General features: G+C 67.9%; 13 protein-coding genes and 1 riboswitch. Of the genes, 7 read left to right on the top strand and 6 right to left on the bottom strand.

Annotation, left to right across the window (positions count from 1 at the left end; genetic code table 11):
- Window positions 1-595: NADP-dependent isocitrate dehydrogenase (locus AC1DTF_RS30795; protein WP_477476805.1), on the top strand; the 595-nt coding region annotated here is incomplete at its 5' end.
- 8 nt (window positions 596-603) lie between these two features.
- On the opposite strand, the gene AC1DTF_RS30800 is transcribed toward AC1DTF_RS30795, so the two are convergent.
- On the bottom strand, window positions 604-1,443 hold the full coding sequence (locus tag AC1DTF_RS30800; RefSeq protein WP_477476806.1) for an alpha/beta fold hydrolase: 840 nt from the start codon (window positions 1,441-1,443) through the stop codon (window positions 604-606).
- Window positions 1,444-1,576: 133 nt separating this feature from the next.
- On the opposite strand from AC1DTF_RS30800, the gene AC1DTF_RS30805 reads away from it, so the two are divergent.
- On the top strand, window positions 1,577-2,377 hold the full coding sequence (locus tag AC1DTF_RS30805) for an exodeoxyribonuclease III (RefSeq protein ID WP_477476807.1): 801 nt from the start codon (window positions 1,577-1,579) through the stop codon (window positions 2,375-2,377).
- On the opposite strand, the gene AC1DTF_RS30810 is transcribed toward AC1DTF_RS30805, so the two are convergent.
- Window positions 2,347-2,988: a TIGR03086 family metal-binding protein gene (locus AC1DTF_RS30810; RefSeq protein WP_477476808.1), complete on the bottom strand. Its 642-nt coding sequence runs from the start codon at window positions 2,986-2,988 to the stop codon at window positions 2,347-2,349. The two genes, AC1DTF_RS30805 and AC1DTF_RS30810, sit on opposite strands and share 31 nt — an antisense overlap.
- 78 nt (window positions 2,989-3,066) lie before the next feature.
- Between AC1DTF_RS30810 and AC1DTF_RS30815 the strand changes: the two genes are divergently transcribed.
- The 3 genes from AC1DTF_RS30815 to yhjD are packed head-to-tail and all read left to right on the top strand — an operon-like array spanning window position 3,067 to window position 5,581.
- Window positions 3,067-3,462 carry a MarR family winged helix-turn-helix transcriptional regulator gene (locus AC1DTF_RS30815; protein ID WP_477476814.1) on the top strand — a complete coding sequence of 132 codons (396 nt, stop codon included), beginning with the start codon at window positions 3,067-3,069 and terminating at the stop codon, window positions 3,460-3,462.
- A 24-nt stretch (window positions 3,463-3,486) separates the two neighbouring features.
- A complete protein-coding gene (gene trpS / locus AC1DTF_RS30820) occupies window positions 3,487-4,503 on the top strand; it encodes a tryptophan--tRNA ligase (protein WP_477476809.1) in 1,017 nt (338 codons plus the stop codon).
- Window positions 4,504-4,525: 22 nt separating this feature from the next.
- Window positions 4,526-5,581: an inner membrane protein YhjD gene (yhjD, locus tag AC1DTF_RS30825; protein ID WP_477476810.1), complete on the top strand. Its 1,056-nt coding sequence runs from the start codon at window positions 4,526-4,528 to the stop codon at window positions 5,579-5,581.
- Here the strand turns inward: yhjD and AC1DTF_RS30830 are convergent.
- The gene (locus tag AC1DTF_RS30830; RefSeq protein ID WP_477476811.1) at window positions 5,578-5,895 is read right to left on the bottom strand and encodes a DMT family transporter; all 318 of its coding nucleotides are present in this window, start codon (window positions 5,893-5,895) and stop codon (window positions 5,578-5,580) included. The genes yhjD and AC1DTF_RS30830 overlap by 4 nt on opposite strands.
- Window positions 5,896-5,907: 12 nt before the next feature.
- Window positions 5,908-5,972: riboswitch (guanidine-III (ykkC-III) riboswitch) on the bottom strand.
- A 61-nt stretch (window positions 5,973-6,033) separates the two neighbouring features.
- On the opposite strand from AC1DTF_RS30830, the gene AC1DTF_RS30835 reads away from it, so the two are divergent.
- Window positions 6,034-6,864, top strand: a complete 831-nt coding sequence (locus AC1DTF_RS30835) for a nitronate monooxygenase (RefSeq protein ID WP_477476815.1) — start codon at window positions 6,034-6,036, stop codon at window positions 6,862-6,864.
- On the opposite strand, the gene AC1DTF_RS30840 is transcribed toward AC1DTF_RS30835, so the two are convergent.
- From AC1DTF_RS30840 to AC1DTF_RS30850, 3 genes are all read right to left on the bottom strand, one after another.
- Window positions 6,852-8,051 carry a D-alanyl-D-alanine carboxypeptidase family protein gene (locus AC1DTF_RS30840; protein ID WP_477476812.1) on the bottom strand — a complete coding sequence of 400 codons (1,200 nt, stop codon included), beginning with the start codon at window positions 8,049-8,051 and terminating at the stop codon, window positions 6,852-6,854. The two genes, AC1DTF_RS30835 and AC1DTF_RS30840, sit on opposite strands and share 13 nt — an antisense overlap.
- An 89-nt stretch (window positions 8,052-8,140) precedes the next feature.
- Complete coding sequence (locus tag AC1DTF_RS30845) at window positions 8,141-9,526, bottom strand: aspartate aminotransferase family protein (RefSeq protein WP_057166872.1); 1,386 nt, start codon at window positions 9,524-9,526, stop codon at window positions 8,141-8,143.
- Window positions 9,523-10,044, bottom strand: a complete 522-nt coding sequence (locus AC1DTF_RS30850; RefSeq protein WP_057166871.1) for an Lrp/AsnC family transcriptional regulator — start codon at window positions 10,042-10,044, stop codon at window positions 9,523-9,525. Before AC1DTF_RS30850 ends, AC1DTF_RS30845 begins: the two co-directional genes overlap by 4 nt.
- Before the next feature lie 100 nt (window positions 10,045-10,144).
- Here AC1DTF_RS30850 and AC1DTF_RS30855 point away from each other — a divergent pair, with 100 nt between their 5' ends.
- Window positions 10,145-11,629, top strand: a complete 1,485-nt coding sequence (locus AC1DTF_RS30855; protein WP_477476813.1) for a gamma-aminobutyraldehyde dehydrogenase — start codon at window positions 10,145-10,147, stop codon at window positions 11,627-11,629.
- The last annotated feature ends 7 nt before the right edge of the window (window positions 11,630-11,636 follow it).

An 11,636-nucleotide genomic window follows, 5' to 3' on the forward strand; every position in this document is an offset into this window, starting at 1 on the left:
ACCGACCTGTTCCCGAACCGACCTGTTCCCGATCCTGGAGTTGGGCACCAGCGCGAAGATGCTGTCGGTGGTGCCGCTGATGGCCGGTGGCGGACTGTACGAGACCGGTGCCGGTGGCTCGGCGCCCAAGCACGTCAGCCAGCTGGTCGAAGAGAACCACCTGCGCTGGGATTCGCTCGGTGAGTTCCTCGCCATCGGCGCCAGCCTGGAGGATATGGGCAACAAGACCGACAACGCCAAGGCCAAGCTGCTCGGCGAGACGCTGGACACCGCCGTCGGAAAGCTGTTGGACGAGAACAAGTCTCCGTCGCGCAAGGCCGGCGAGCTGGACAACCGCGGCAGCCAGTTCTACCTGTCGCTGTACTGGGCGCAGGCGCTCGCCGAGCAGACCGAGGACAAGGAACTCGCCGAGCACTTCGCCCCGYTGGCCAAGACGCTCGGTGAGAGCGAGGACGCCATCATCTCCGAGCTCAACGAGGTGCAGGGTGGGCACGCCGACATCGGTGGCTACTACTACCCGGACCCGGAGAAGACCGCCGCGGTGATGCGGCCGTCCAAGACGTTCAACGCCGTGCTGGAGTCCGCCAAGAGTTAGAACTGGCGTCAGCCCGCCGGCGGTGCCTCGCGCTTGCGCTCGGTGTGTTGGTCGACGAAATCGGCGATCAGCTCGGTGATCTGGCCGGGTGCTTCCAGCATCGGGATGTGGCCCAGTCCCGGCAGGCGGGTCACTTTGGCATCGGTTGGCAGATTCTCGATGAAGTACTTGGTGCCGCGCGGGCTGGGGAACACCCGGTCCTTCTCGCACAGCACCAGGTGTGTCGGCACACCGACCTGAGCCAGTTCCAGCAGACCCGGCAGGCGCAGCGTCTTGATGAGCAATTGGACGTAGGCCGTGCAGTGCGTGGCGTCCTCGACGAGGGCGACCAGGTCCGGCCGGCTGGGTCCGTCGGCGGGTCCGCTCACCGGCAGGGTGGCGATCCGGGTGCCGAACGGCAGGTCCAGGATGCGTGGCCCGAGCAGGCGTGCGGCGATCAGGGCCGGGCCGCCGGCCAGGAACTTCAGCACGGTCTCGTACTTGGTGGGGGAGTGCTGGCTCCATCCGCCGGCCGGCGCGATGGCGGTCAGGGTGCGTGCCCGGCCACGGCGCTCCAGTTCGAAGGCCACCCAGCCGCCCAGCGAATTGCCGACGATATGGGCTGTGTCCCAGCCGATCTGGTCCATCCGCCGCTCGACGTCGTCGACGAGGGCGGCGGTGTCCAACAGCCACGTGCCGGCGCGGGAGCCCCCGTTGTGGCCGATCATGGTGGGTGCCAGCACCTCGAAGCGGCCGGTGTCGGCGAGCTGATCGGCTACCGTGCGCCACACGTTCTGCGAGCACAGGAACGGGTGCAGCATGAGGATCGGTTCACCCGTTCCGTGGTGAATGGGTGCGCGTTGGGTCATAGCGCCCGACAGTATGGCGGTACCGCCGGTACCGCAAGGCTCGGCGGGCAGGGGGGCCTCCCGCTTGCGGGGGAGAGCGCAGCGACCGGGGGATATGTGCTGCTGTCGGAGGCGTCCACTAGGGTCGTCCACCGTGATCGTCACCACCGTCAACGTCAACGGCATCCGCGCAGCGGTCAAACAGCGATCCACGGAGAACCTCGGCCTGCTGCCGTGGCTGAAGGAGAGCACCGCCGACGTCGTCTGCCTACAGGAGACCCGCGCCGACGACGAACAACTCGCCGAGGCRCTGGCCCCGGCCCTGGCCGACGGCTGGCATCTCGCCGCAGCCGAGCCGCATGTCAAGGGCCGCAACGGTGTTGCCGTGCTGTCCCGCACCCCGTTCGACGCGGTGCGCATCGGTTCGGGCTCCGAGGAGTTCGCCGAGCACGGCCGCTACATCGAGGTCGACACCGCCGGCGCCACGGTGGCCAGCGTGTACCTGCCGACCGGTGAGGCCGAGACGGAGCGCCAGCTGGAAAAGGAACGCTTCATGTCCGCGGTCGAGACCCGGATGGCCGCCCTGCTCGCCGACGGCCGCGACGCCGTGCTGTGCGGCGACTGGAACATCGCGCACACCGAGAGCGATATCAAGGCCTGGAAGGCCAATGTCAAGAAGGCGGGCTTCCTGCCCGCCGAGCGGCAGTGGCTGACCGAGCTGATGTCCACCGGCTGGGTGGACGTGGTGCGCCGGCTGCATCCGGATGTCGCGGGTCCGTACAGCTGGTGGTCATGGCGCGGCAAGGCCTTCGACAACGACGCGGGCTGGCGTATCGATTACCACCTGGCCAGCCCGGGCCTCGCCGCCCGTGCGGTGTCGGCGCGGGTGGAGCGGGCCGAACTGTACGCGTTGCGCTGGTCCGATCACGCCCCGGTGACCGTCGAGTTCTCCTGAGTCGACCAGTCCGGCCGCCTGCCCAGGTGCGCCAGTAGCCGGCCGAGATCCGTTGTGCCGGTGGCCCCGACGGCGTGCCCGAACGGTGCGTTCGCGGCCTCTCGGGACCCGTCGTCGGGGATGCCCAGCACGATCGGCAGCGCCGCGGCGACCACCTCGTCGGGTAGCTGGAACGGCAGCCCCAGGGCGGCGGCGACGTCCCAGCCGTGCACGACATAGTCCACGAAATGCATGGCCATCGCGATCGAGCCGGGAACCGTTGCGTCCGGACCGAATTCGGGCAGGGCGCACACGGCGTCATCGATTCCGTCCGCGCTGAAGGCCTCGAGCACATCGCGGGCGGCGGCAGCGTAACTGCCCGCCGGATCGGCCCGCACCTGCGCGCTGACCGTCTCGGGATCCCAGATCCGTACGTCGGCGCCGTCGCCCCGCACCGACGCGGCGAACCCGCTGTGCTGGACGGTCATGTGGGCAACCAGGTCGGCCAGCGTCCACCCCGCGCACGGTGTCGGCCGATCCAGGTCGGATGAAGTGACCGCTTCGACGACGGCAACGGAGTGCAGGACGGCGGTTCGGTGGGAGGGTGCGATACCGGCAGAAGTAATATGCATGAGCGTACGATAAGCGAAAGCATATGATTGGGCAACGCTTAGCATGTTGCGGTGCCGCGTCGTCCCGATCTCGCGGCCATGCTCGCCCCGTTGCTGCGCGACATGGCCGCCGCCGAGCTGCCCGTGCTGGAGGCGCACGACCTCACCATGTGGGGCTACGTCGTGCTGTGCGCGCTGGACGGCGGGCCGGTGCGCTCCCAGGCCGCCCTCGCCGAAGCGATCGGCGCCGACAAGACGCGCATCATCCGCACCCTCGATGACCTGCAGGACCGCGGTCATATCGAGCGCCAGGTCGATCCCGAGGACCGTCGGGTCCGCCTGCTGGCGATCACCGCGGCCGGGCAGCAGGTTAAAGACGCCGCGCAAGCCGAGATCCAGCGTGGCGAGGAACGCTGGCTGGGCCTGCTGAGCGCCGACGAGCGGCGCACCTTCCTCCGGGTGCTCGAGCTGCTGACCCGCGCGGAAACCGAATGACGGCAGTGCGAAAATCGAAGGATCATGAGCGTCCCCCCCAAGAGCGTCGTGTTCTCCGGCGCACAGCCCACCTCGGATTCCCTGCACCTCGGTAACGCGCTCGGTGCCGTCAACCAGTGGGTCAGCCTGCAGAACGACTACGACGCGTACTTCTGCGTCGTGGACCTGCACGCCATCACCGTCCCGCAGGAACCGGAGGTGCTGCGCAAGCGCACCCTGGTGACCGCCGCGCAGTATCTCGCGCTGGGTGTCGACCCGGCGAAGGCGACGGTGTTCGTCCAGAGCCACGTGCCTGCCCACACCCAACTGGCTTGGGTGCTGGGGTGTTTCACCGGTTTCGGGCAGGCGTCGCGGATGACGCAGTTCAAGGACAAGTCGCAGAAGCAGGGGGCCGAGGCGACCACCGTCGGGCTGTTCACCTATCCGGTGCTGATGGCGGCCGATGTGCTGCTCTACGACACCGCGCTGGTGCCGGTCGGCGAGGACCAGCGCCAGCACCTGGAGCTGGCCCGCGACATCGCCGAACGGATCAACGTCCGTCTTCCGGGGACCTTCGTGATCCCCGAGGCGATCATCCCCAAGGCGACCGCCAAGATCTACGACCTGCAGGACCCGACGGCGAAGATGAGCAAGTCCGCCGCCACCGATGCCGGATTGATCAGCCTGCTCGACGACCCGAAGAAGACGGCCAAGAAGATCCGGTCGGCGGTCACCGACAGCGAGCGTGAGATCCGCTTCGACCGCGATGCCAAGCCCGGCGTGTCCAACCTGCTCACCATCCAGTCCGCGGTGACCGGCACCGATATCGACACCCTGGTGGCCGGCTACGCCGGACGCGGCTACGGCGATCTCAAGACCGAAACCGCGGACGCGGTGGTTGAATTCGTCACCCCCATCAAGGCACGCGTCGACGAACTGCTCGATGACCCGGCCGAACTGCAGGCGGTGCTGGCCAAGGGGGCCGCCCGCGCCGACGAGGTCGCTTCGGCAACGCTGCAACGGGTATATGACCGGATGGGATTCTTGGCGCCCACGAGCTGACCACCCTGGGAAGGGATTACCGATGGCCTACCGCGAAGCGGTACCGACAGCCCCGTCCGACCAGGACAAACCAGGTGTGATGGACCGGTTGCGGGAGCGCTTCTTCTGGTTCAACCGCATCATGGTGGCTCAGGACCGCTACAACGAGTGCAAGGGCGACTTCTACGCCGCGGGCATCACGTACTTCACCATCTTCGCGTTGTTCCCGCTGCTCATGGTCGGTTTCTCCATCGGCGGGTTCGTGCTGGCCAACCAGCCCGACCTGATGATGGAGGTCGAGGAACGGATCAGGTCCAGCGTCTCGGGTGACCTCGGGTCCCAACTCGTGGAGTTGATGGATTCGGCGATCGACTCGCGCGGCACCGTCGGTGTCATCGGTCTGGCCACCGCCGCATGGGCCGGCCTGGGCTGGATGGCCAACCTGCGGGAAGCGCTGAGCCAGATGTGGGAGCAGCGGCACGAACCTGCCGGGTTCGTGGCCACCAAGCTGTCGGACCTGCTGGCACTGGTTTCGGCGTTCGTGGCGCTGGCGCTCACCATCGGCCTGACCGCGCTGAGCAAAGAGTCACCGATGACGACGGTGCTGGGCTGGTTCGGACTGCAGGATGTGCCGGGTCTGAGCGTCGGGCTGCAGGTGGCGTCCTGGGTGATCTCCATCGGGATCTCCTGGTTGCTGTTCACCTGGATCATCGCCCGGCTTCCGCGCGAGTCGGTCAGCTTCCGCAGCTCGCTGCGGGCCGGTCTGATCGCCGCGGTGGCGTTCGAGGTGTTCAAGCAGGTGGCTTCGATCTACCTGCGCTCGGTGGTGACCGGGCCCGCCGGGGCCACCTTCGGTCCGGTGCTGGGCCTGATGGTGTTCGCCTACATCACCGCCCGGCTGATCCTGTTCGCGACGGCGTGGGCCGCGACGGCCCCCGAGAACCTGGAGGCGGTGCCGATCGAACCGCCCGGCCCGGTCCGGATCAGCCCGCGGATCGAGGTGCGTGAGGGCGTCGGGATGTCCGGTGCCGCCGCGAGTTTCGCTGCCGGCGCGATCGGCGGACTCGGACTGTCCCGACTGCTGCGCTCACGTCGTTAGTGCCCGATCACCTTGAGGCCGACGACGCAGCCGATGATGCCGAGGATCAGCGCCACCTTGATCAGTGAGGCGCCCTCGGAACCGGTGAACATCGCGTAGCCCACGGTCAGGGCGGCGCCGATACCCACCCAGATCGCGTAGCTGGTGCCGATCGGCAGTGAGCGCATCGCGAAGGCCAGGCCCGCCATCGAGAACACCAGCGCCACACCGAATACCACTGACGGGCCCATTTTCGTGAAGCCCTCGGACCTGCCGAGCGCGGTGGCCCAGACGGCCTCCAGCACACCCGAGATCACCAGAATCAACCAAGCCATGACACACCCTCCGTGGCTCCGTCTTGTCGCTGGCCGGGTACGGTGCCGCCTCGTCCGGTGTCACATGGTGACATCGTCAACGGTAGCAAACCGGGTAGCGTGCGGGTGGTGTCTTTGGTCACCACCTGGTCTGCCGCAATGGGTCTCACGTTCCCCGTGGTGAATGCGCCCATGGGCGGCGCCGCCGGTGGACGGCTGGCCGCCGCGGTCTCGCGGGCCGGTGGACTGGGCATGATCGGAATGGGCAGTGCGGCGACCCCGGATCTGCTGCGCCGCGAACTTGCCGAACTCGGTGATGTGAGCGGGCCGTTCGGCATCGGGCTGGTGCACTGGGTCATGAGCGAGCAGCCGGACTTGCTGGACGTGGCGCTGTCCGCCCGGCCGGCGCTGTTGAGCGTCAGCTTCGGTGATGATTGGAGCTGGGTGCGGGAAGCCCATGACGCCGCGGTGACCGTCGCAGCGCAGGTCGCCACCGTCGACGACGCGATCGGCGCGGTGGAGTCCGGCGTGGACGTGCTGGTGGCCCGTGGTGCCGAAGGCGGCGGGCACGGGAAACCGGTGATGGGCACCCTGCCGCTGCTCACCGGGGTGCTGGACGCCGTCGACGTCCCGGTGCTGGCCGCCGGTGGCATCGCCTCGCCACGGGGCGTGGCTGCGGTGCTGGCGGCCGGCGCGTCGGCCGCCTGGGTGGGTACGGTCTTCGCGGCGTGCACCCAGGCGTTGATGCCTGACGATGCCCGCGCCGAATTGCTGGCCGGTTCGCAGACCGAGCTGACCTCCGAGCACGACATCGCGGCCGGATACCGGTGGCCGGCAGGCATTCCGGAACGGGTGCTGCGCGGGTCGGCGGTCAATGCAGGGCAGGGCGTGGGGCAGGTGCGGAGCCAGGCCGACGCCGGCGACGTCGTCGTGCAGCTGGGTGAGGGCGCGGCAGCGTTGTTGGGGCGCTGGGGTTCTCAGGCGCGCTGACGGTTCATCGACCGCGCCGCCATGATGAGGGCGAAGACGATGATGACGCCGACGAATCCGACGCCGACCCGCACGGGCAGCGCGTCGGCACTCGGCAGCGCGGTCGCGGCGACCGCGGTGGGGTCGGGAGCCTTCTCGGGCTCCGGGGCGGCCAGGGACGGATCGGGCTCGATCAGCGAGCCGATCGAGGTGCCCGGCGGCGTCGCGAACCCGTAGTCGAGCAGGCGGGCTGCCTGCTCCCACGGGGCGATGGGTACCCGGGTGCCCTTGAGCATGATCGCCACCAGCCGGCGGCCGTCGCGTTCGGCGGCGCCGACGAACGTCTGCCCGGCGTCATCGGTGTAGCCGGTCTTACCGCCCAGTGCGCCCGGGTAGTTGGCGAGCAGCTTGTTGTCGTTCTCCAGCTCGTAGGTCGGCCACTGGTACTGCTGGGAGCCGACGATCTTCGCGAAAGTGTCGTTCTGCCAGGCGTATCGGTAGAACAGGCCGAGGTCGTAGGCAGAGGTGCTCATGCCCGGACCGTCCAGACCCGACGGTGTGGCGGCGCGGGTGTCGCGGGCGCCGAGCTTGCGGGCCAGGTTGTTGATCTTCTGCAGCGCGGTGTCCATCCCGCCGAGCTGGGCGGCCAGCGCGTGGGCGGCGTCGTTGCCCGACACCATGAGCAGGCCGTGCAGCAGATCGCTGACGGTATAGCGCTCACCGTTCTTCACGCCGACGCTACTGCCCTCGGCGTGCTCGTCACCCTCGCTGCCGGTGATCATCCGGTTGATCGGCAGCTCCTGGATCGACTGCATGGCGACCAGCACCTTGATCACACTGGCCGGGCGGTGCCGCCCGTGCGGATCCTTGGCGGCGATGATCTCGCCGGTGTCGAGGTCGGCGACCAGCCACGCCTCGGCCGACACGTCACCGGGCACCGGCGGGGTGTCGGGTGCGGTGATCAGCCCGCAACCGCTGAGTGCGTCACCACCGAGCGGGGTGGCGGGGACCGGCAGCGGCTGCGGCGGCGGACCGGCCTTGGGGACCTCGGAGTCGTCGACCGCGGGCGGCGTCGTCACCTTGTATGGGCACGGGTCGGGGCCCGGGTCTGCGCCGGCCAGCGGCGCTCCGACCAGTGCGGAACCGGTCAGCATCAAGGTCGCCGTGACCGCACAAGCCACTCGGCGCAGCGAAACTTTGGAAGCCATCGTCTGTGCAGACTAGGAGATTCCGGACAGATTTCTGGGCCRCCACGCTGTGGCTGATGTGACTTGTGTGGTTTATGTGGCGAACCGGATCACATCCGGCGCGACGCCTCCGACAGCACGTTGTGCAGGATGTCGTAGATCGCGTCGAACTCGGCCTGCCCACTGATCAGCGGGGGAGCCAGCTGCACGACTGGGTCGCCACGGTCGTCGGCGCGGCAGTAGAGGCCGGCCTCCCACAGTGCGGGCGTCAGGTATCCGCGCAGCAGCCGCTCGGATTCCTCGTCGTTGAAGGTCTCCTTGGTCGCCTTGTCCTTGACCAGTTCGATGCCGTAGAAGAAGCCCTCACCGCGGACGTCGCCGACGATCGGCAGGTCGTAGAGCTTCTCCAGGGTGGCCCGGAAGGCCGGGGCGCTCTCCTTGACGTGGGCGTTGATGCCCTCGCGCTCGAAGATGTCGAGGTTGGCCAGTGCGACCGCGGAGGACACCGGGTGCCCGCCGAAGGTGTAGCCGTGGCCGAACACCGTCTGCCCGTCGTTGAAGGGTTCGAACAGCCGGTCACTGGCGATCATCGCCCCCAGCGGGGAGTAGCCCGAGGTCAAACCCTTTGCGCTGGTGATGATGTCGGGGATGTATCCGAAATCATCACAGGCGAACATCGATCCGATCCGGCCGTAGGCGCAGATCACCTCGTCGGAGACCAGCAGCACGTCGTACTCGTCGCAGATCTCGCGGACCCGCTCGAAGTATCCGGGCGGCGGCGGGAAGCAGCCGCCGGCGTTCTGCACCGGCTCCAGGAAGACGGCGGCGACGGTGTCGGGGCCCTCGAACTCGATGGCCTCGGCGATCCGGTCGGCGCAGTAGCGGCCCCAGGCCTTGGGGTCGGAGCTGAACTGCTCGGGAGCGCGGTAGAAGTTGGTGTTGGGCACCCGGAAGCCGCCGGGGGTCGGCGGATCGAACGGCGCCTTGAACGCCGGGATGCCGGTGATGGCCAGCGCTCCCTGCGGAGTGCCGTGATAGGCGATGGATCGCGATATCACCTTGTATTTGCCCGGCTTGCCGGTCAGCTTGAAGAACTGCTTGGCCAGCTTCCAGGCGCTCTCCACGGCCTCGCCGCCACCGGTGGTGAAGAAGACCCGGTTCAGGTCGCCCGGCGCGTAATTGGCTACCCGCTCGGCCAATTCGATCGCCGACGGGGTGGCGTAGGACCACAGCGGGAAGAAGGCCAGCTGCTCGGCCTGCTTGGCGGCCGCGGCAGCCAGTTCCTCGCGGCCGTGCCCGACCTGGACCACGAACAGCCCGCTCAGGCCGTCGATGTAGCTGTTGCCCTTGTCGTCGAAGATCCGGGTGCCCTCGCCGCGGGTGATGATCGGCGGGGTGATGCCTTCGCCGTGACGGGCGAAGTGCCCCCACAGGTGGCGGTTGGCCTTGGCGGCCAGATCGGTTGTCGCGCTTGTGTTTGTTTCGGTAATTGTCATCTCGTGCCCCAGTTGTATTGCTGTTTGACTAGTTTCAGGTAAACCAACGTTTCGGTGGCTATCACTCCTGGGACGGCGCGGATTTTGGTGTTGAGCAGGTCGAGCAGGTCACCGTCGTCCTCGCAGACGACCTCGACGATGGCGTCGAATGTTCCCGCGGTGAGCACCACGTAGTCGACGGACTCGAGTGCGGCCAGCTTCTCGGCGACCTTGGTGGTGTCACCGGTGCACCGGATGCCGATCATGGCCTGCCGGGCGAAACCGAGCTGCATGGGATCGGTGACGGCCACGATCTGCATGACACCCGCATCGACCATCCGCTGCACTCGTTGACGCACGGCGGCCTCGGACAGGCCGACGGCCTTGCCGATGCCGGCGTAGGAACGTCTGCCGTCCTGCTGGAGCTTCTCGATGATGGCCTTCGAGAGCTCGTCCAGCTGGAAAGCGGCGCCGGGACGGGAATGGTTGATTCGCAGGGACACGGCGGACGCGCCGGGCTGGGAATCCGGGTTCGACATGTGACGATTGTGCACGGAATCCGTCGTTACAAGCAACTAATTCCATGAAATCAGCCGTACGACGTGCCACAGATTGCCGGAATGCGTAGGCTTGAGCTCTGTGAGTGCAACGCAAATCCCGGGCAGTTGGATCAACGGAGTAGTGGCGCAGACCGGCGGCGCGCCCTTCGAGGTCATCAATCCCGCCACCGGTGCGGTGGCCGCAACCTATGCGCTGGCCACCCCCGCCGACGTCGACGCCGCCGTCGCTGCCGCACGTGCGGCCCAGCCGGGATGGGCCGGCGCGACACCGGCCGAGCGGGCCGGCGTGCTGTTCAAGCTGGCCGAGTTGATGGAAGCGGAAGCCGACACCTTCATCGCCGAGGAAGTGGCCCAGTGCGGGAAGCCGGTGCGGCTGGCCACCGAGTTCGACGTCCCGGGCAGCATCGACAACGTGTCCTTCTTCGCCGGTGCGGCACGACATCTGGAAGGCAAGGCCACCGCCGAGTACTCGGGTGACCACACCTCCAGCATCCGGCGCGAGGCCGTCGGTGTCGTCGCGACCATCACGCCGTGGAACTATCCGCTGCAGATGGCGGTCTGGAAGGTCGTCCCGGCGCTGGCCGCCGGGTGCGCCGTCGTCATCAAACCGGCCGAGATCACCCCGCTGACCACGCTGACCCTGGCACGGGTGGCCAAGGCGGCCGGGTTGCCTGACGGTGTGCTCAACGTGGTGACCGGGTCCGGTGCCGATGTGGGTACCGCGCTGGCCGGCCATCGCGATGTCGACGTGGTCACCTTCACCGGGTCGACCGGGGTGGGCCGCAAGGTGATGGCCGCGGCCGCGGTGCACGGTCACCGCACCCAGCTGGAACTCGGCGGCAAGGCGCCGTTCGTGGTGTTCGACGATGCCGATCTGGACGCAGCCATCCAGGGCGCCGTCGCGGGTGCGCTGATCAACTCCGGGCAGGACTGCACGGCGGCAACCCGGGCGATCGTGTCACGCGATCTGTACGACGATTTCGTCGCCGGGGTCGGCGAGGTGATGAGCAAGATCGTCGTCGGCGACCCGAACGATCCGGATACCGATCTGGGACCGCTCATCTCGTTCGCGCACCGGGACAAGGTGGCGGCCATGGTGTCCCGTGCTCCCGATCAGGGCGCCCGGATCGTGACCGGTGGTGTCAGCCCGGACCTGCCGGGCGCGTTCTACCGGCCCACGCTGATCGCCGATGTGGCAGAGGATTCCGAGATCTACCGCGACGAGGTCTTCGGCCCGGTGCTCACCGTGCGCGCGTTCACCGACGATGACGACGCACTGCGCCAGGCCAATGACACCGTCTACGGTCTGGCGGCCTCGGCGTGGACCCGCGATGTCTACCGGGCGCAGCGGGCCTCCCGCGAGATCCACGCCGGCTGCGTGTGGATCAACGACCACATCCCGATCATCTCGGAGATGCCGCACGGCGGTGTCGGGGCATCCGGGTTCGGCAAGGACATGAGCGACTACTCCTTCGAGGAGTACCTCACCATCAAGCACGTGATGAGCGATATCACCGGTGCGGCCGAAAAGGACTGGCACCGCACCATCTTCACGAAACGTTAGATTGCGA

This window comes from Mycobacterium sp. P4_H6 (assembly GCF_056400845.1).